The 19,776-nt window shown below is 57.2% G+C and carries 19 protein-coding genes; 9 read left to right on the top strand and 10 right to left on the bottom strand.

The window, feature by feature from the left end; genetic code table 11:
• Positions 1-53 precede the first annotated feature (53 nt).
• Together SIC19_RS14970 and SIC19_RS14965 are read right to left on the bottom strand one after the other, a co-directional pair.
• Positions 54-911, bottom strand: coding sequence for an EamA family transporter (locus SIC19_RS14970; RefSeq protein WP_075196981.1), 858 nt, complete (start codon positions 909-911; stop codon positions 54-56).
• A 186-nt stretch (positions 912-1,097) separates the two neighbouring features.
• Positions 1,098-1,979 carry an AEC family transporter gene (locus SIC19_RS14965; protein WP_127401770.1) on the bottom strand — a complete coding sequence of 294 codons (882 nt, stop codon included), beginning with the start codon at positions 1,977-1,979 and terminating at the stop codon, positions 1,098-1,100.
• Between the two features lie 290 nt (positions 1,980-2,269).
• Here SIC19_RS14965 and SIC19_RS14960 point away from each other — a divergent pair, with 290 nt between their 5' ends.
• Genes SIC19_RS14960 through tenA form a run of 6 tightly spaced genes read left to right on the top strand, consistent with a single transcriptional unit; the run spans position 2,270 to position 11,751 of the window.
• Entirely contained in the window at positions 2,270-3,052 is a 783-nt protein-coding gene (locus SIC19_RS14960) for a gamma-glutamylcyclotransferase family protein (protein WP_412535531.1), read from the top strand.
• 9 nt (positions 3,053-3,061) lie between these two features.
• Positions 3,062-3,787, top strand: coding sequence for a hypothetical protein (locus SIC19_RS14955; RefSeq protein WP_075196979.1), 726 nt, complete (start codon positions 3,062-3,064; stop codon positions 3,785-3,787).
• A 19-nt stretch (positions 3,788-3,806) separates the two neighbouring features.
• Positions 3,807-8,861: a diguanylate cyclase gene (locus tag SIC19_RS14950; RefSeq protein ID WP_127401772.1), complete on the top strand. Its 5,055-nt coding sequence runs from the start codon at positions 3,807-3,809 to the stop codon at positions 8,859-8,861.
• Positions 8,862-8,902: 41 nt separating this feature from the next.
• A complete protein-coding gene (locus tag SIC19_RS14945) occupies positions 8,903-10,084 on the top strand; it encodes an AAA family ATPase (protein ID WP_127401773.1) in 1,182 nt (393 codons plus the stop codon).
• 2 nt (positions 10,085-10,086) lie between these two features.
• Positions 10,087-11,067: a ribonuclease Z gene (locus SIC19_RS14940; RefSeq protein ID WP_127401774.1), complete on the top strand. Its 981-nt coding sequence runs from the start codon at positions 10,087-10,089 to the stop codon at positions 11,065-11,067.
• A 15-nt stretch (positions 11,068-11,082) separates the two neighbouring features.
• A complete protein-coding gene (tenA, locus tag SIC19_RS14935; RefSeq protein ID WP_085679532.1) occupies positions 11,083-11,751 on the top strand; it encodes a thiaminase II in 669 nt (222 codons plus the stop codon).
• A gap of 11 nt (positions 11,752-11,762) precedes the next feature.
• Here tenA and SIC19_RS14930 read toward each other — a convergent pair whose 3' ends face one another.
• Together SIC19_RS14930 and SIC19_RS14925 are read right to left on the bottom strand one after the other, a co-directional pair.
• Complete coding sequence (locus tag SIC19_RS14930; protein ID WP_085679529.1) at positions 11,763-12,107, bottom strand: PBPRA1643 family SWIM/SEC-C metal-binding motif protein; 345 nt, start codon at positions 12,105-12,107, stop codon at positions 11,763-11,765.
• A 143-nt stretch (positions 12,108-12,250) separates the two neighbouring features.
• Complete coding sequence (locus SIC19_RS14925; protein WP_127401775.1) at positions 12,251-12,676, bottom strand: GFA family protein; 426 nt, start codon at positions 12,674-12,676, stop codon at positions 12,251-12,253.
• A gap of 190 nt (positions 12,677-12,866) precedes the next feature.
• On the opposite strand from SIC19_RS14925, the gene SIC19_RS14920 reads away from it, so the two are divergent.
• A complete protein-coding gene (locus tag SIC19_RS14920) occupies positions 12,867-13,190 on the top strand; it encodes a 2OG-Fe(II) oxygenase (protein WP_127401776.1) in 324 nt (107 codons plus the stop codon).
• A gap of 23 nt (positions 13,191-13,213) precedes the next feature.
• On the opposite strand, the gene SIC19_RS14915 is transcribed toward SIC19_RS14920, so the two are convergent.
• The 4 genes from SIC19_RS14915 to SIC19_RS14900 all read right to left on the bottom strand — a co-directional run bounded on the left by SIC19_RS14915 (position 13,214) and on the right by SIC19_RS14900 (position 16,484).
• Positions 13,214-13,936, bottom strand: a complete 723-nt coding sequence (locus SIC19_RS14915) for a DnaJ domain-containing protein (protein ID WP_127401777.1) — start codon at positions 13,934-13,936, stop codon at positions 13,214-13,216.
• 58 nt (positions 13,937-13,994) lie between these two features.
• On the bottom strand, positions 13,995-14,690 hold the full coding sequence (locus tag SIC19_RS14910) for a VWA domain-containing protein (RefSeq protein ID WP_127401778.1): 696 nt from the start codon (positions 14,688-14,690) through the stop codon (positions 13,995-13,997).
• A gap of 46 nt (positions 14,691-14,736) precedes the next feature.
• Positions 14,737-15,192, bottom strand: coding sequence for a GatB/YqeY domain-containing protein (locus SIC19_RS14905; protein WP_075196972.1), 456 nt, complete (start codon positions 15,190-15,192; stop codon positions 14,737-14,739).
• Between the two features lie 161 nt (positions 15,193-15,353).
• Entirely contained in the window at positions 15,354-16,484 is a 1,131-nt protein-coding gene (locus SIC19_RS14900; RefSeq protein ID WP_127401779.1) for a M14 family zinc carboxypeptidase, read from the bottom strand.
• 241 nt (positions 16,485-16,725) lie between these two features.
• On the opposite strand from SIC19_RS14900, the gene SIC19_RS14895 reads away from it, so the two are divergent.
• Together SIC19_RS14895 and SIC19_RS14890 are read left to right on the top strand one after the other, a co-directional pair.
• Complete coding sequence (locus SIC19_RS14895; RefSeq protein WP_091640794.1) at positions 16,726-17,394, top strand: glutathione S-transferase family protein; 669 nt, start codon at positions 16,726-16,728, stop codon at positions 17,392-17,394.
• Between the two features lie 160 nt (positions 17,395-17,554).
• Positions 17,555-18,052, top strand: a complete 498-nt coding sequence (locus SIC19_RS14890; protein WP_127401780.1) for a DUF2780 domain-containing protein — start codon at positions 17,555-17,557, stop codon at positions 18,050-18,052.
• A 27-nt stretch (positions 18,053-18,079) separates the two neighbouring features.
• Here the strand turns inward: SIC19_RS14890 and SIC19_RS14885 are convergent, their stop codons facing one another.
• Both SIC19_RS14885 and SIC19_RS14880 read right to left on the bottom strand, forming a co-directional pair.
• The gene (locus SIC19_RS14885; RefSeq protein WP_007152706.1) at positions 18,080-18,496 is read right to left on the bottom strand and encodes an acyl-CoA thioesterase; all 417 of its coding nucleotides are present in this window, start codon (positions 18,494-18,496) and stop codon (positions 18,080-18,082) included.
• Positions 18,497-18,511: 15 nt separating this feature from the next.
• On the bottom strand, positions 18,512-19,648 hold the full coding sequence (locus tag SIC19_RS14880) for a zinc-dependent alcohol dehydrogenase family protein (protein WP_127401781.1): 1,137 nt from the start codon (positions 19,646-19,648) through the stop codon (positions 18,512-18,514).
• Between the last annotated feature and the right edge of the window lie 128 nt (positions 19,649-19,776).

Genomic DNA, 19,776 nt, shown 5'->3' with positions numbered 1-19,776 from the left:
GTTTCTGAAGGCAAATGGCTATCGCCAGAGAACGCTGGAATCCCGGTTGATTACTACTGGGACTTGCTCGAATAGACGCTCAAGGCCGTCACTGTGACCAGGATGAGCCCCATGCCGAGGAACTGGACGCTGCCCAAGCTCTCATTGAGCAATACAATGCCGAAGAGCGTAGCGGTAACAGGTTCGACCATCGCTACAACGGCAGCGACGGTTGGTACGGTGTGCTTGAGACCCACGATATAGCTTATAAAAGACACGCCACCACCGAGCACCCCCAGCGCAATGAACATCGGCCATTCCGGTGCACCCAGCACAGCAATGACCTGCACAAGGCTGGCTGGCCAGATCAGAACAATACCGAGCACGGCAAACGCGATCACCAGAGCAGCCTGAGGGCTGCCGTTCCTGGCAGCAAACTTGAAGCCGAAAATAAACAATGCATAGGACAACCCCGAAAGCAGGCCGGCAACCACGCCAACCCACGTAATACTGCTACCGCCAACGTCATAGATACCCGTGAGTAGAGCGATGCCGACAATAACGATGACAATGGCCACGCATTTGAACGGCGTTGGCTGCTCCAGCCCGATGGCAAAGGAAACCAGAAACACGAACACCGGGGCGCAATACATGAGGGTCGCCGCGACGGCAACGCTGCCCTCGGAGATACTGAGGAAATAGAAGGAGAAGTTGCCCGCCACGCCAAGGCCGGCCACCGCCGCCCAGAACCAGAGCCGCGGCTTGGCCAATCCGCTGTTCCCAGGACGTAGAATCAGCCAGACAAGTACAAACAGCAGGCCGACAATCCCCCGGTAGAACGAGACTACGAACGAGCCCCACCCTTCTGCGAGCAGGATGGCGCCGATACCACCCGAAAGCCCCCAGAAAAGGGCTGCAAGCGCTACAAGCATTGCACTTCTTAGCGCGCGGTCACCGGATTGTTCTGGCGTGTGATCAGTCAGAATACTCTCCCGCCCGGCCAAACGATTGCTGGTAGACACGGTTCATTCAGGGTGACTGCGGAAACTGGGCACCGTCAATACGTTGGAGCCGCAAGCCGACCTGATGTTCGCCGCAGTAATCCCGGGCGCTGCCCCCTACGCAAACAGGGCAAAAATTACGGCAATCCCCAAAGAAACCAGCAACGACATTGGAATAGTCAAAGCGATCTCCTGCGACGGCCCTTGATAGCGCACCGACAGTACGTAGCTCATTACCGCCACCGGCATCGCACACTGAATCAGGAAAACCTGCGCTTCCATGGCGCTCAACGGCCAAATCAGCAACAGCACCCACGCAAGGGCTAGACCACCCAATGGCCGATACAGACTGAACACGAGAGGCCTTAGCATATCCCGCGCGCCTGACAGCCGCAGGTTGGCAATAGAGCTGCCCAATTGCATTAGCATTATCGGTACGGTAATCGAGCCCAGCATATCCAGCGTTATCATCACCGGTCCAGGCGGGCGAATGTTTGTCGCCAACAGAAAAGCACCTGCGATCAATGCCAGGACGGGCCCGTTCTTCAGCATTGCCCTGATGGAAAACCGCCCGGACAGGCAGCCGATTCCCAACGTAAAATGACTGACCTGAATCACCGAGGAAATCACCACCGCCAGCCCAAGCGACTGCGGACCAAACAGCGCAAAGCACACCGGAACCCCCATATTGCCCGTATTCGGGTGCACCAACGCCGGAAGATAGGACCTCACCGGCAGGCCAGCTAGCGTAAGCAACAGTGCAGTGACCATCGCCATGACGACCAGCCAGGCCACGGTAATGCCTACAAGGGCACCCATTCCGAAAATGTCCATATCCATGCTCAATACGGAGTGGAGCAGCAACGCGGGGATTCCAACGGTGGTAACCAGGCCAGCCAATGCCTTGCCGTCAAAAAAATCGGTTTTTCGGCCAAGAATGGCCCCGAGGAGTATCAAAGACAGCAGAGGGACAAGGGCTTCTGTGAGATGCTGAATCATAGTGAATAAAGAGAGGTCATGGTTTCAGGCTAAAGGGAACGGGGTTTGGCACTTTCAATACTCGGGTATAACTTCAACGCGAGATCATAAATAATGATGCCATATAGACTACCATTAAGCCCCAATATCCCGGGGTAAAGGTAACTCCGCGAAAACCGATACCTGGCCGTATTGCTGATAAGCCAATCTGCCACCGCCTTTGCCGTGGCAGGTTATAGAAAAGTACCTGAGGGCAGGTTAACCTGTAACCTATTGAATCTATGTTTTACTACTTTGGCTTTGGCTCCAACATGAGCATGCTCTCGCTGAGAGCGAAGGGTGTCGAGCCTCGGGCATCTACGAAAGCGGTGCTGCGCGGATGGCGGTTACGCTTCAACGTGCAGCACTTCTTCCGCCATGAGGGTGGTGTTGGCAACATCGAAAACACCGGCCACCCGGACGACCGGGTTCTCGGCGTGCTCCATGAATGCCCCGACGAGGCGCTTTCTCTGTTGGATCAGGCCGAAGCTTACGGGCATGGCTATAACCGCATAGAGATCGAGGTAGAGCCGGATAACCCTAGCGCGGCAATGGCCCCGAAGGTCTCTGCTCTCACCTATGTGGGCATGCCCCAATTTATCGACAACGACTGCCGACCAAGCCGTCGTTACCTGAACATCGTTCTGGAGGGAGGCCGCCAGGCCGGACTGGATGGCAAATACCTGGAGTCACTGGCCAATCAGCCCATTCATCAACTTGATGAGCACCCAACGTTCGCGGCACCACCCGGAGACTACCCAACATTTGACCGGGCGTTGCTGGCAAAACAGCCGCTGTACACGGCCCTCTACGGGGCCGTGTTTGATATGTCCGAGGCGAGGCCTCTGCACCACTTCCTCAAAGGCTTTTTTGGAGGCAGGGACATGACGCTTTTTCACCTCAGACGGCTGGACAGCAGCAACGTTGATGAAACCATGGACGATATCCGGAACGGACGCCTCAACAAGGCCCAGAAGCGATACCTCAACGCCTATCTGAACGAATACGCCAGAGAGTATCGCTACGTCGGCCGCTATAACTATGATAAAGACTGAGGAGCTCTCATGCCGTCTTTCCCGCCAGCCCTGGCACACAATGCCATCGAAGAGATCCTGCCGGATCTGTTTTTTGTCAGTGGTGCCATGGAAACCGTCCTTATGGACCTGGATTGGCAATTCAGCCGCAACATGACCATCGTCCGTGACGGTGAACGGCTGATCCTCATCAATACGGTCCGCCTTGATGATGACGGCCTGGCGGAACTGGACCGACTGGGAAAAGTAACCGACGTGATTCGGCTTGGCGCTCTGCATGGGCGTGACGATGCGTTCTATGTTGACCGTTACCAGGCGCAGTACTGGGTGATGCCAGGTCTGGAACCGGAGGACCAAAGCGGGTCTGAAAGAGAGGCAAACGTCCTCGGCCAGACGCTGCCCCTGAGTGACGCATCGCTATTTCAGTTCCAAACTACCAAACTTCCTGAAGGCGTACTCCACCTCCAGCGGGATGGCGGCATCCTGATAGCCTGTGACGCCCTGCAGAACTGGCTGAAACCCGACGAGCACTTCTGCGACGCCTCGCGACAGCGAATGGAGCAGATGGGCTTCTTCACACCCGCCAACATTGGCCCAGTCTGGCTGCAGGCGGCGGAACCTGCTGCCGAGGATTTTAACCGGCTCAAAACACTGAACTTCAAACACGTTCTCTGTGGCCATGGCCAACCCCTACTGGACAACGCCAAAGAGGACTTCAGCGCCACCTTCGATCGAGTGTTCCATTGCCAGGCGTGATCCCCAGGAGCGGCACCTGATGCAGAGCGAATTACAGCTGCCCGGATACACAATCTCCTTCTGCCTCTGGAGAAAAGCAGGCCGGGCGGCCTATCGCGCACGGCGACTCTCGGACGGTGCAGACGTCTGCATTGAAACCCTTGATACCGAATATCCCGACCGCAGGCAGGTGGCCACGCTCAATCACGAAGCCAGCATTGCTTCACGGCTCGACGGCGTGAAAGGCGTACGCAGGGTTCATGACATATTGCCACACGGTAGTGGGAACCTGGCGCTCGTCACCGATCCCTGTGAGCGTTCGCTTGCCTCGGTAATGGCCGAGAGCCGTAACAGACGCTTGCCCCTGCCCCAGGCGCTGAAAATAGCCCAGGCCCTGGTACAGATTCTGAGCGACATCCACGCACAGGACATCGTGCACAAGTCGCTGACACCCCATAACGTCCTGTTTGACTCAAGAAGTGGCGCACTGGTGCTGTCGGGGTTCAATATAGCATCGGAGCTGGGGCAGGAGCGGCAGGCCAAACAGCTGCCCAATCAGCCCGAGGCGGCATTGGCCTACATGTCGCCGGAACAGACCGGGCGCATGAATCGGAGCCTCGACTACCGCTCGGACTACTATTCCCTCGGCTTGCTGCTGTTTGAACTTCTGACCGGCCAACCTCCGTTTACAGCCAACAATACCCTGGAGTGGGTACACAGCCACATAAGTCGTCTGCCTCCGGCGCCTCACACCGTGTTTGAGGACATACCCGAGGCCCTTTCAGACATTGTGCTGAAGCTTCTGGCCAAATCCCCGGAAGAACGTTATCAAAGCAGCCTGGGCCTGCTGCACGACCTATCCCGTTGCACCACGTCGATAGAACAGGATCTGCCACTGCTGCCCTTCACACTGGGTGAAAAGGACCATCTGCAGAAGTTTCTGATTCCCCAGGCACTTTACGGCCGCGAGCGCGAGCTGCAGGAGCTGCTGGGCCTGTTCGAGCAGGCGGTGGAGGGACGATCCCGTTTCTGCCTGGTTCACGGCTACTCCGGCGTTGGCAAGTCGGCACTGGTCAACGAAATTGATCGCTACCAGATCCGTGAACGCGGCTTCCTGGTCCAGAGCAAGTTCGACCAGTTCCAGCAAAGCGAAGCCTACTCAGCACTGGCAGCCACCTTTCGTGCCCTCGTGCAGCAAATCATGCTAGAGCCCGACAACCAGCTTGACTGCTGGCGCACCGAACTACTTGGTGCGCTGGGGCCCAACGGCGCCCTGGTGATCGACCTGGTACCGGAGCTGGCGCTGATTATCGGCGAACAACCCCCTGTGACCGAGCTGCCACCCTCAGAGAGCCGTAACCGGTTGCAGCTGGTACTGACCGCATTCCTGCGAGTGTTTGCCGGCGAAGGCCATCCGGTCGTGCTGTTCCTGGACGATCTGCAGTGGAGCGACACCCCAACCCTCGACCTGATACGCCGTATAGTCACCTCCAGGGACCAGAGCCACCTGTTGTTGATTGGCGCCTATCGCAGCAATGAAGTCGGCCCTGGGCACCCGCTCAGATTGCTCCTGGATGACCTCAACAACCATCGTCGAATTCATCAGATCCCTGTGGGGCCGCTTGATGAATCGTCGGTGGACCAAATGGTGGCCGATGCCCTGCGTTGCGAGCCGGAAACGAGCCGCACACTGAGCGAGATGCTGTTTCACCGCGCCCAGGGCAACCCCTTCTTTACCAACGAGTTGCTGCGACAGTTCCATGCCCAGGGGGCAATCTGGTCAGATTCGGGCAGTGGCCAATGGCACTGGCAGCTCGACAGGGCCAGTTGGGATGAAACCAGCCATGACGTGGTTGAGTTCATGCTGGATAACCTGCGACAGCTCCCGGACGAAACACAGAACGTACTTCAACTGGCCGCCAGCATCGGTAATACCTTTACCCTGCAAACGCTCGCCACCATCTACGAGCATACCGTTGCGGAAACCGCCCGGGCCCTTCTGCCGGCGTTGAAACAGTACACCGTGCTGCCGCTACACAGTGATTATCGCCTGGCGAGACACCAGGACGAAGAGCGGGTGCTCAACCCCAGCTATCGTTTTCAGCATGACCGGGTGCAGCAGGCTGCCTACAACCTCATCGCAACCGACGAGCTCCCCCGGGTACACTTAACGGTCGGGCGCCTGATGTTACAACACGGCGGCGGGCAGGTCGCCGATGACCAATTGATTGATATCGTTAATCATCTCAATCAGGGGCGTGCGCTGATCCAGTCCGGGTCAGAACGCCTTCAACTGGCCGAGTTCAACCTTCGTGCCGGCAGTCGCGCCCGACAAACCTCAGCCTATCAACAGGCACTCGACTACTTGCAGGTCGCCGAGGAATTGCTGCCAGACGACGCCTGGTCACAGATGCCCTCACTGATGGCCACATTGGCGTCAGAGATACAGCTTTGCCTCTACCTCACCGGACGTACCGAAGAGGCCGACCATTGGTTGGAACAGATGCTGGACCATGCGGACTCCCGGCTGCATCGCGCCGACATTCTCGCCATACGTACCCGGCAGAATGCCACGCTGGGTAGAATGGAGGCGTCTATTCACGCTGCCATTGAGGGGCTGGCACTATTGGGTGTTAATTTCACCGAACACCCCAGCCAGCACGATATCGATGTCGAACGCCAACGGGTACTGACGAACCTGGCTGGCCGCGAAATCACCGATCTGGTTGGCGCTCCTGTCATCGAAGACCCAGCCACATTGACCGCCATGCGTCTGCTGATGGAAATCTTTGCTGCCGCGTTTCTCTCCGGCAGCAAGCTGTTCAGCTACCTGGTGCTAAAAGCGGTTAACCTGGCTTTGCATCGGGGCAACTGCCCGGAATCGGCGTTTGCCTATGCCGCCTACGGCATGCTTTTGTGTGGTGAGCTGGACGAGCCCGCCCTGGGCTATCAGTACGCCAAGGTTGGCCTGGCCATCAATGAACGGCTTGATGACCTCAGCCTGAGGGCGCGCGTTATCTATGTATACGCCATGTTCGTTCATCACTGGAGCAACCACTGGGCAACGCTCACGCCCTGGTTCCGCAAGGGCATCGAAGCCGGCTATCAATCCGGCGACCTGCTCTATCTGGCCTACAGTGCCCAGGACTGCGTGATCTGGGACCCGGGCATGGATCTGGAAACCGCAAGCCAGTTGCATCAGGAAAACCTCGACATCGTTCGCGAGTGCGCCTACCAGGATTCGCTGGACTCCGGTTCCCTCTTCCTGCAGATGCAGCGCAATTTTCTTGGCACCACCCACTCACCGGCCAGTCTGAGCACCGATGATTTTGATGACCAGGCGTGTCTCGAGGCAATGAGTACGCGCCGGTTCATGACCGGCATTGCCAATCATCAGATCTACAGTGCCGAGATCAACCTGCTCTACGGGAACTACGAACAGGCACTGCACTTTGTCAGAAAGCAGGACAAGCTAATCAAGTCCGCGATGTCCCTGCCCCAGCTCGTTCGTTTCTACATTGTTGCCAACCTCACCCTCACGACTCTATTCCCCACCATGAACAGGGCTGACCAACAGGCCACACGAGAACGCCTGGAACGGGACCTGGCGCGCATGACCCGTTGGGCGGACAATTGCGAAGCGAATTTCCGCCACCTTCAATTTCTGATGGCCGCAGAACTCGCCCGCCTGGATGGCAGGCACGACGCCGCACTGGAGCTCTATGACACGGCCATCGACACGGCACGGGCAAACGGCTTCCTGCGCGATGAGGCCACTGCCTTTGAGCGAGCCGCACGGCACCTGCTGGCACTGGGTAAAGGGCGCTCAGCCGAGGGTTATCTCCGTGGTGCCCACGGGGTATACAACCGCTGGGGCGCACAACGCAAGGTAGAACAGCTGGAGGACGAGTTCCCGGTGCTTCGTCAGTGGGTTCAGGCCCACCTCAGCCCACCAGGAAGCCATTTGGCCAGTCTCGACCTGGCATCGGTTATGAAAGCCTCCCGTGAGATCTCCGGCGAGATGGTGCTGGACCAGCTGTTGCAGAAAACCCTGGCGATTCTGCTGGAAAATGCCGGTGGGCAATGGGGCTGCCTGATTGTCCGGGCCGGTGGTGCGTTCAGTGTCGAGGCCATAATCCGGCCAGAGCAGCCGTCACCACAGGTTGAGATCCCCACCCACTCAACACTCAGCGATCGTCAGGGCAAGGCCCTCGCCCTGCCAATGAGCGTGATCAGCCAGGTGTTTCAAAGGGGCGAAGCCGTGGTCCTGCACGATGCCATGGCCGACGGCCCGTTTGTGAACGACCCCTACACTATTCACCTGCATCCACGATCAGTACTGTGTGTCCCTATCATCGTGCGGGAACGTTTTGAGGCGGCGGTCTACATGGAGAACAACCTGACCGACGCCGTCTTCACCGACGACCGGGTGGAATTGATTCAACTGCTCTCCGCCCAGGCGGCTGTCGCCATCGAAAACGCCCGGCTCTACACCCAGGTACAGGACCATTCCCGGCTCCTGGAAGAGAAAGTGGTTGAACGCACGGCAGAGCTGGAAGAACTCAATGAAGAACTGCAACGCCTGGCCGACCGCGATGGCCTGACCGGCGTCGCCAACAGGCGTTCCGGTGACGCCTACCTCAAAGACACCTGGCTGCGCCTGCGAAGGCAGCCCCAGCCCCTATCTGTGGTTATGCTCGATGTGGATCACTTCAAGCACTTCAACGACAATTACGGCCACCAGATGGGTGACGAATGCCTGATCCGGGTTGCCGAAACACTGCAGGCGCAACTGCAGCGCTCAACCGACATGGTGGCGCGCTACGGGGGAGAAGAGTTCATTCTGATACTCCCCAATACTGACGAAAATGGTGCGATACAGGTCGCTGAAAATGCCCGCGTTGCCATCGAAGCATTGGACATCAGGCACGACCATTCAACGGCGCGAGATTGCATCACCGTCAGCGTGGGCTGCGCCACCATCGTTCCCGATGACAAGAGCAGTCTCGAAGAATTGGTCTTTGCCGCCGATGCGGCACTCTACAAAGCCAAAGAGAGCGGCCGAAACCGAATTCAAGCGGCTGAGAGCGCTTGAGATAACGAGACCTTTTTACCAAACTCAGTGATCTTGAGATTATGATCAACGCATTTGCCGTATCCAACTACCGCAGCCTCAAGAGTATCGTCGCGCCCCTGACCGGCCTCAATGTGGTAACCGGGCCCAACGGCTGCGGCAAATCCAACCTTTACAAGTCTCTGCGGTTACTGGCTGAAACCGCAAAGGGCAACTTAATCTCGTCGATCGCGCAGGAAGGCGGGCTGGATTACACGTTCTGGGCAGGGCCGGAGACCTTTACCAAAGGCATGAAAGACGGTGTCGATCCCGTACAAGGCTCTGCCAAAAAACAGAACAGCCGGCTCAGACTCGGCTTCGTGGGTGAAGACTTCGGCTACGCCATCTCACTGGGTATGCCCGCCCCTCAGGGGTTTGCGGGCTACCAGGACCCGTCCATGTTTCAGTTTGACCCGGAAATCAAGCGCGAGTGCATTTGGGCGGGAGACGTCTGCCGTCCCAGCAGTTGCCTGATTGACCGGGTCGGGCCTGTGGTGAAAGTGCGCAACGGTCGTAAATGGGAAGTCTACAACGCCCACCTCAACACCTACGAAAGCATCCTCAACGAAATCAGCGATCCGGTGGCTGTGCCCGAGGTTCATGCTGTCCGGCAAACCATCCGCAACTGGCGCTTCTACGACCAGTTCCGAACCGATCCCCAGTCCATCATCCGCACTCCCCAAATCGGTACGCGAACGCCGGTGCTTGATCACGACGGCCATAGCCTGGTCGCGGCTCTGCGGACCATCCACGAGATTGGCGACCGGGCGGCGTTGTACGATGCCATTGAGGATGCCTTTCCCGGGGCAACCATCAACTTTGAGGCAGACTCCGGCAACCGTTTCATACTGCAGTTTTTGCAGGAGGGGTTGCTGCGCCCCTTAAACCAGGCGGAGCTGTCGGACGGCACGCTTCGCTACCTGTTGCTGGTAGCCGCACTACTCACGCCAAGACCACCGTCACTATTGGTGCTTAATGAACCGGAAACCAGCCTGCACCCGGATTTGCTGCCTGCCTTGGGGCGCCTGATCAATCGCGCATCACGTGAAACCCAGGTGTGGGTCGTTTCCCACGCACCACGTTTGGTGGCAACTCTGGAACAGGATGGCGACTGTAGCTCCATCGCCCTGAACAAAGACCTTGGCGAAACTATAGTCCTGGGGCAGGGTTTGTTGGATGCGCCACCCTGGCAATGGGCGGATTAATAATGGAATTCACTTTCCTGGGCACATCCGCCGGCACCCCGACACGGTCACGAAATGTGAGCGGGCTGGCCCTATGCCACGCCGGCCCCAAACCCTGGTACCTGATCGACTGCGGTGAAGGCACGCAGCACCAGTTGCTTCGCACCCGCTACTCGGTTGTGCAATTGCGCGCCATCTTTATCACCCATATCCACGGCGATCACACGTTCGGCCTTCCAGGGCTGCTCACCAGCGCCTCCATGCTTGGCCGCACGGAACCGCTGGACATCGTTGCCCCCATCCAGGTACAACGTTTCATCAGCGCAGTGCTCGCAAACAGCGACTCCAGTCTCAGCTACTCGCTAAACTTCATCGATTCCGAAGCATCGGATTTCCAGTGGCAGGATGAGCACGTCAGGGTTACCAATGTGGCACTGTCCCATCGTGTCGCCTGCCGCGCCTATGTGTTCACCGAGCAAAGCCTGGAGCGACAACTACTTCAGGACAAATTAAGGGCGGAAGGCATCGAGCCCGGTCCCGGCTGGGGCGAATTGCAGAAAGGCAACGATATAACGCTGGAGGATGGCCGCCGGCTCAGAAGTGACGAATACACGCACATTCCCCGCGCGGCCCGCCGCCTGATCGTCGCCGGCGACAACGACACCCCGGACCTGCTGGCCGATGCCTGCAACGGCACCCACGTGCTGATCCACGAAGCCACCTATACCCAGGACGTGGCCGACCGGGTCGGCCCCTGGCCACAACACAGCTCCGCTGAACAGGTGGCCCGCTTCGCCCAACAGGCTCACTTGCCCAACCTGGTGCTGACCCATTTCAGCTCACGTTACCAGTCCGGGCCGGGAGGCGCGCCCCACATCAACCAACTGGCGGCCGAAGCCATGCAGCACTACAAGGGCCAACTGTTTCTGGCGCAGGATTTTGATACCTATCGGCTGGAAAAGGATTTGTCGTTGAGTTGCCTGACCCAAACACATTCAATCTGACGAAGGATATTCACAATGACGTATCAGTTCGAAGACCTAAGGAAGGCTTGCCGGACAGAATGGCGCGACTACATTGAACACAGTTTCGTAAAGCAGTTAGGCGATGCGTCGCTCGCTCCCGAAGCGTTTCAGCACTACCTCAAGCAGGATTACCTGTTCCTGATCCAGTTTGCCCGCGCCTTCGCCCTGGCGGCCTACAAAAGCCCAACCTTGCTGGATCTCCGCCAGGCAAAGGAAGGCTTGCAGGCCATCGTGGATGTAGAGCTGGACCTACACATCAGCTACTGCAAGGAATGGGGCATTTCAGAAGCAGAACTTGCCAACCTGCCGGAAGCGCGCGCCACCCTTGCCTACACACGCTATGTGCTCGACACGGGCAACCGCGGCGATTTGCTCGACCTGCATGTTGCGCTCTCACCCTGCATGGTGGGCTACGGGGAAATCGCCAATTGGCTGAATAACCGGGCAGAAACCATTCGGGGAGACAAAAACCCGTATGACGCCTGGATCGCCATGTATGAAAGCGACGAGTTCCAGCAGGCCATGCACGCGGAAATCCAGTGGCTGGATGAACGACTGGCGGATGTATCCCCCGCCAGGTTCGAGCAGCTTACCCGGATATTCAGCGACGCCACCCGGCTGGAAATCGATTTCTGGGAAATGGGTCTGAAACAGAGCGATTGAGAAACGCGTGGTCAACCACAGCACTTCTTGAACTTGGCACCACTCCCGCAATGGCAAGGATCATTGCGGGAAGGCAGTTTCGCCGTGGTCACCGTCGCCCCTTTGTTCAGGAGCGCCGTCAGTTCGGTGATGGATTCAACCGCACCCTCACGGGCATCCACAGTAATGTTGGCATGCAGATTGGCTTCCGCCACCTGAGCTTCGACCTCCTGCCTGCGCGCCTCACTGGTAACCACCAGTGTTAGCGGAAACTTCTTGCTGCCACTCTTCTGACTGGCCTTGGTCTGGAAGCCACCATGGGCGGTGTGGTGCTGGCGCGCGTCCTGCCGGCCTTTGTAGAAGAACTTGTCTGACATGCTGAAATCTCGATGAATGGAAGAGTACCCGGCGCCCGAAAAAAGCGAGCGAGCACCGGGCGAGACGTTTTAGCATGCTTACTGAATTGGATATATAGGCATAAGTGGAAATTCGATGCGTCACCCGCCCCGCTCTCACCACATCACTCTGGCAAAGTGTCGCCTGACCCGCCCATTTCGGCCGGAACATCCTTCATCTTCGGCAGCCCGTCGCGAATCGGCAGTACCGATTCCTGGTAATGCACATGGACCGCGGGCTCAAACGTCAGGTCCGGAAGGTTGGCAACATAGACGTCCATAAGACTTAACGCCGGATGATCGGTAAACACGTGACCACCGCACTTTTTACACCACTTGCGATAGCTTTGTTCCGTGAGATGGAATTCGCCAATCTGATCGGCACCCGCTAACACCTCGAAGCTGTCGTATGGCCACAGAGAAAACGCATTCACCGGCCCGGCCGACCAGCGACGACAGGAATCACAGTGACAATATCCCATCGCTTCGGGTGCGCCAGATACCTGAAACTTAACAGCGCCACAGAAACAACTGCCCTGGTACTGAGTCATAACGATCTCCCCCGTTCGTTGGTTAAACACCACCTTCCCAGAGCCACCCGTTTGCTGTACATGATACGAAATCACGAAACTGCCAGGACTTTGGTAGCAGGAAAGTTACGATTCGGAGCGACGGTTGACGGCTACCCGACAAACCGCACAAACTAACAGCTCAACCCTCCCAAGATAGAACGCACATTCAATGCCCGCAAACGTCAAAACCCGGATTTTGTTCCGCTCCAAACGCCTGAACCTGTACCTCGTCCGCTACCCGGAAGGTCACAAGGTGGGACCGCACCTGGACATGACGTCCGAAGGCCGGCTGTACAAACTCAATTGTGTTCTGGTAAAGCCCAAAGCAGGCGGTGAGTTCATCTGCGAAAAGAACATTTTCAACTTGTTTGGCCGGGTATACCTGTTTCGACCAGATCTCTACCAACACCGGGTTTCGAAGATTGAACGTGGGAATCGTTGGTTGCTCAGCTTTGCACTTAACACATTGGGTAACGTTCCCCTGGCACAATGATCGCCTAGATCCGACAGAAGCCGTCAGCCCAACAAACACGCCTTGGCCTCGTTGATGCGGGCGGCCAAATAGTTACTCCCACCGCGGTCCGGGTGTACTTTCTGCATCATCCTGCGGTGGGCCTGAATGATCTCGTCCTGTGTTGCACCGGGCTTCAGCCCCAAGATGTCCAGTGCTTCGCTCTCGGTAAGTGGACCGCCAGCATTGGCTTGTTCTTCGGATTCTTCGCCTCCAGCGCTGGCCTCATCGTCAGCACGCCATGAGTCACCAAACCGGCGGTCAAGATAACTTTCCAGCAGCCGGGCGGAGTCCTCGTCGTGCGCCCGGCAGTATCGCAACAGCTCAAGAAATTCACTTTCGCCCAGGTCCGCCAGCTCTCGCCCGGCCATGGGGCCTTTCAGGACCTTGCCACTCATGGTGCCGGAGTCATGATCCAGGCTCATTTCCAGAATGTCGCCGGAGACATGGGATTGGTTGCCCGAACTTGCGTTTGCATCTCCCGTTCCGGCCCCCGCCATGCGTCCTGTCAATAATGACGGCAGCACCCGGCGTAGCAGTGGGTAGAGAAACGCCAGCAACGCGAACAGAGCGTGTAAGCGGCCGGTAACGGCCATCAGAACCACTATCCCGATAGCGGCCATCAAGGCCAGCTTTATCATCGCCGGCTTACGTTGGCTGGCGGGCTGGTTGCGCAGCCAGACCCACGCGACAACCGACAGTGCTATGACCAGAAGCGTTAGTGGCACTCAGATACCCCGGAACTCATCGGTCCATCGATGGCTTGAACGTGGATTGAAACAAGCGCTACTTGATCTGCTGGGTCAAGCGCTTGACCTCTGGAGAGCTGCGGCTGGAAAAATCCTGCAGGGCCTTGGCTCCCCCGGAAGCATAGACCGCCACCGCAGCCATAAGATCCTTGAGAACCTGCGGACTGTTGCGATCGAAGGGGGCATAGGCGCCACCAGACAACTTGCTCACCTGCTGGAACACCGCTCTGGCATGAGCGTCGGCGCCCTCGTGGAACATGAACACCGGCGTTCGCAGCATCCCCAGCTCCCCCGCGGTATGGCACAGTTCGTCCACCGGTTCCTCGCAACAGTCGCCAATAAACACCACCGCCCTGACGGCCTTTTCCCGGGTTTCCTTCACGGCATGAGCCAACACCCGGCTGATCTGGGTGCGCCCACCCAGGCAGGAAACGCCGTTCATCAGGTTCAACAACTGACCGGTCTCCGTCACAAACCCTGTGGCCTTGAACTCGCCAAAGCCGCGGTAGTAACAAAGCTGGATAGCCAAACCACCCAAATCCCGGGTCGCCATGAACAGTTCACTCTGCAAGTGGCAGGCCTCATCCCAGGTTGCCTCCCGGCTGGCGGTGGCATCCAGCGCGAATATCAGCCTGCCCTGCCCGCCACCCTGTTTAGGCAGTGTGCGAACCTCGTTGATAAACTGGTCGATGGCCTGTCTATCGGATTTGGGGCGCAGTTCTTTGTCGGCCATAGTGGTCCTTTCTCGTTTACCAGTGCGTCACGCACCTGGGTTCCCATCAGCCCGCCAGTGCTGCCCGCACCTTCTTGCTCAGGTGGCCCATATCAACCCGGCCAAGCACCTGGGGCTTTAGCTCGTTCATCACTTTGCCCATATCCTGCATTCCCTGTGCATCGGTAGCGCTGATGGTCATTCGAATCAGGCCGTCCAGATCATCCTCATTCAGGGCCGCAGGCATGAATTCCTCAATGATTACCATTTCCGCTCTTTCCTTGTCACCCAACTCCTCGCGCCCCGCCTCATCGTACTGACTGGCGGCGTCACGGCGCTGTTTGAGCATCTTGTCCAACACCTTGAGGACATCCTCGTCGCTCAAATCACGGCGCTCATCAATCTCAATCTGTTTGACTGCCGCCTGCGCCATACGCAGGGTGACAAGCCGGGTCTTATCCTTGTTCCGCATCGCGTCTTTCACCGCGGTGTTGAGTTGTTCCTTCAGTGATGGTTCCGACATTGCCGACCTCCTGATCTATCAAATTAGGTGACTGATTTCAGATGAAACGAAAGGGTAGATGTAACGAAAAAGCGAGGCAGGTTCAATCGTTATGATCATATGGCTGGAGCCTCATCCCCTATATGTGGGGATGAGGCTAACCCATTCATGGGTTTACCTTGTTACTCTACTTCTCCTCCCTCCTCGTTAGGCGCGCCAATTCCCGGTCCCCTGGGGGGAAGGCTTTCCGCGATCGTAATGTCCGCGTCGAACAAAGTGCCGTCGGCCATGGCGGCGACAACGGCTTTGGCAGCATTGTACGCAGTCTTGGTAATGTACCCATTGCCCTTGGTTCCAATACCCCCACGCATTTCGAACAGCACCGATCCGGCACCCAACAATCCATACGCGTTACGGGCGATTCCGGGCGTTGTGGTACCGGGATAGAGCGTGATGTTGGCATAACCGTACTGGTCGAGCTCTGTGGCCATAACCGTGACCACTTTTTTTGCAAGTTCCACTCCAGACTCAAACTGGTCCACCACACCCAACGCTTCAGCCGCCGATGTGGCATTCGGCCATAGCGTCGATCCGGTGATCAAATTGCCGTCGGCATCAACGTAAGAGCCCTGGTGGTGGAAATCGATAACCACCGAAGGCTGAAATTCGTCAAACAACAAACGCATGGCAACCGACTCGGGCACAGGATTGGGGCCACCAACGTATGGATCGACCTCCGGACCATCCTCTAGAAATGAATGGTAGCGGTTGATGTCATAACCGCGTCCGCGCTGATAAAACGCGGGACAAGGACCCGATACGCATGATGGATCGTAATTCTGGCGCCACGGTGGCGTATTCCCGAAAGCATCTTCAACGCTTGCGTCAAACCCGTCGACATTGACCCTGGGTACGATGGTGAGCGTGAGCGCATCCCGTATGGCTCTCGATTCCCTCGAGTTGTCGGATAGATCTCTGGCCAAATCAACCATAGCCTCACTCACGACATACTCGTTGCCGTGTTGCTGAGCGATGATCATTATGCGCTGAGGCCCGCTCCCTATGGTAACCACGGGGATTTCCCGGCCAGTATTACTGAGGCGAGGAGCGCTCGAAAGGACAAACTCTCCTTTGGCCGACCGATCCAGTTGCTCGAGCGTATGCCAAAGCTGGGCATAACTTCGTAACGCAGCCAAAGACACATTCTGTTCGTCGGTGACCCAGGGGCCGTTGGGTTTACTCTGGGGAGCCGCATTCGCCAACCCCGTGAAGATTAAGCTACTAATAGCGATGATCGATAACCATGTTTTCATGAGAAATCCTTCCTCTATGTATGTTTCATCGAATGATTATCTAACTATCAGGATACCAACATGCATCCACTACAGATGCCTCTCGCAATATTATTGTTATCCTTATCTAGCTCGGAAAACTGCCTTGTGCAAGAACACTCACTGGAAAACGACTCGAAGCAAAACCCGTGGTGATCCAAAAAGCTATTTGCAGACTACACTGCTAACCTGCTCATTCTTTTGACACCAGTGGAGTCACTGCATGATTACCGTTCACCACCTCAACAATTCCCGTTCACAACGCGTTCTCTGGATGCTGGAAGAATTGGGAGTGCCCTACGAAATCCAGCGTTACGAGCGTGACCCTAAAACCATGCTGGCACCGGCCAGCCTAAAAAAAGTGCACCCGCTGGGTAAATCACCGGTGATTACCGATGGCGATCTGGTGGTAGCGGAGTCAGGCGCTATTATCGAGTATCTGGCCCACACCTACGGCAAAGACACCATGTTGCCGGAAACCGGCGGCCAGGCGTGGCTGGATTATACCTACTGGCTGCATTACGCCGAAGGCTCCCTGATGCCGCCGTTGGTAATGCGCCTGGTGTTCCAGAAGGTAAAAAACAGCCCGATGCCGTTTTTTATCAAGCCGGTGGCCAAAGGCATTGCCGATAAAACCACTGCTACCTTCATCGGCCCGATGATCAAAACACACCTGGATTTTGTCGAAGCTCACCTGGCAAAAAACACCTGGTTTCTGGGGGATAACCTCAGCGCGGCGGACATTCAGATGAGCTTTCCACTGGAAGCCTCAGTAGCACGGGGTATCGTTGGCAAAGACCGGCCCCATATCAATGCGTGGGTTAAGAGAGCTCACGCCAGGCCGGCTTACCAAAAGGCACTCGAGAAGGGCGGTGAATACGACTTTGCCTGAACGCACGGAGGAGGGCTCACTGCCCTCCCTTTTTTAGAAGCGAGAAGGCAACACCAAACCGACATGCAGATATGTCTCGGTTTCCCACACTTTTATTAAACACCGTTCGCCACCATCTAAAGGAGACAGACTTCGACCACACATCCCTCAGGATCACTCCATGAACGCGACCATCAAGCAATTCCTCCTGGTTTCAAGCATCTACCTACTCGCCCCAACCGTTAACGCCTTCGACCTTAACGACGCGCTTTCCAGCGGCACCGAAGCAATGACCTCGGCATCAGAGGTCAGCGGTGAAGCCCAGCAACTGGTCGGCCAACTCCAAAGCCAGCTCGGCGTCACGCAGGCCCAGGCAACAGGTGGTACTGGCGCCCTGTTACAGCTCGCAAAAAACCAGCTGGGCAACGACTCCATGAGCACCCTCACCAGCAAAGCCTCGGGCCTGTCCAGCCTGTTGGGCGGTGGTAGCAGCCTGAGCGAAAGCCTGCTCTCCAATATATCGTCGATGGACGGCGTGCGGTCGGCCTTTACAGCTCTGGGTATGGACAGCGGAATGATCCAGCAGTTTGTCCCGGTTATCATGAGCTTCCTGGGGAACCAGGGGGTTGGCTCTTCGTTGCTGGGGCAACTGCAGGGCCTCTGGACACCGGACGCCTGAAGCGGTCGCCCTTCCCGAGAGCGACGTTTACACCGTAATTCGCTCCAGGGCCTCCCGAATCCCTGGGGGAATCGGTGTCGAGGACTGGGTGGCTCGATCAACGAACACATGGACAAGCTCGCCATGTGCGGCTGCCTGGGTGTCGTTCTCCATGAAAATCCCCACCTCGTAGGTCACAGAACGGGTGCCAATTCTGGCAACCCGAACGCCAGCTTCGAGGGCATCGGGGTAGGCAACCGGCTTCTTGAACTGGCAGCTGGAGCTCACCATGAAACCCACTACCGGTGCGTTGTGTATATCAAGACCGCCTTCTTCAATGAGATAGCGGTTGATGACCGAATCGAAGTAAGAATAGTAGGTCACGTTGTTGACGTGACCGTAGATGTCGTTATCCATCCATCGGGTGATGATGGGGTAAAACACGGGAAAGTCAGATCGTTCCATGGAGGCAGCCTGGCGTCAGTGGTCGTCAAAAAGAATGACCTGGCGAATGGCCTTGCCGTTTGCCAATCGCTCAAAGCCTTCGTTGATCTCATCAAGGGTCAGGGTGTCGCTCAGTAGCTTGTCGACCGGCAACCGTCCCTGGCGAAACAGGCTGACGTAGCGGGCCACATCTCGCACCGGCACACAGCTTCCCACATAGCTACCCTTGAGGGTTCGTTCCTCTGCCACCAGGCTCACCTGTTGAATCGACACCTTCCTGTCAGGGTGTGCCAACCCACCTGTTACGGTTGTACCGCCACGACGAGTCAGTTGATAAGCCAACTCCAGCGCCTTTTCAGAACCCGCCATTTCGATCGCACAATCAACGCCTCCGTTGGTCAAGACTTTCACCTGGCTCACGCAATCTTCGTCCGCCGCGTTGATGCCAGCGCTGGCGCCCAAGCTCTTGGCCATCGCAAGCTTGTCTTCATCCAGATCAATGGCAATGACCTGTCCTGCCCCGGCCACCAGCGCACCCAACACACTGTTCAGGCCCACGCCGCCAAGCCCGATAACGGCGACCGTCTGGCCGGCTTTGATATCGGCCGAGTTGATGGCGGCGCCCACGCCCGTCAGCACGGCACAGCCAAAGAGGGCGGCATGATGAAACGGCAGGTCTGGATCAATCCGTACCAGTGAATGTCGGGACACCACTGCGTGATCGGCGAACGCAGAGACGCCCAGGTGGTGATTCACCGGCGTACCATCCGCCCGATGCAGCCGGTGTTCGCCACCAACAAGCGTACCGGCATTGTTCGCGACGGCCGCCGGTTCGCACAGGGCGGGGCGACCTTCGGCACAGGGGCTGCAGTGCCCACAGCTGGGAACAAAGACAGTGACTACGTGATCACCCGGGCTGAGATCTGTCACCCCTGCCCCAACGGCTTTGACCACGCCTGCCGCCTCATGGCCCAGGGCCATAGGTACGGGCCTTGGCCGGTTGCCGTCAATCACGGACAGGTCTGAATGGCACAAACCCGCTGCCCGTATCTGAACCAACACCTCATGATCGCCCGGCGGATCCAGTTCCAGCTCTTCAATCGTCAGCGGTCGGTTTTCGTCGAAAGGCTGTGGCGCACCTATCGTTTCCAATACAGCGGCACGGATTTTCATAACGATGATCCTGTTGGTGTTTTTGTTCGGAATGTCCGCAAGGTACTAAGTTTCTCTGATTTAGGGAAGTTCTGAAGTTTCTCTACCGGATGATCAGGGCGTTAACAGGAAACCGTAACGATTCCTGA

Source organism: Marinobacter sp. MIT930201 (genome assembly GCF_047122665.1).
Lineage (GTDB): Bacteria > Pseudomonadota > Gammaproteobacteria > Pseudomonadales > Oleiphilaceae > Marinobacter > Marinobacter salarius.
Note: the sequence above shows the minus strand (reverse complement) of the source record. Positions and strands in the feature narration are given on the sequence as shown.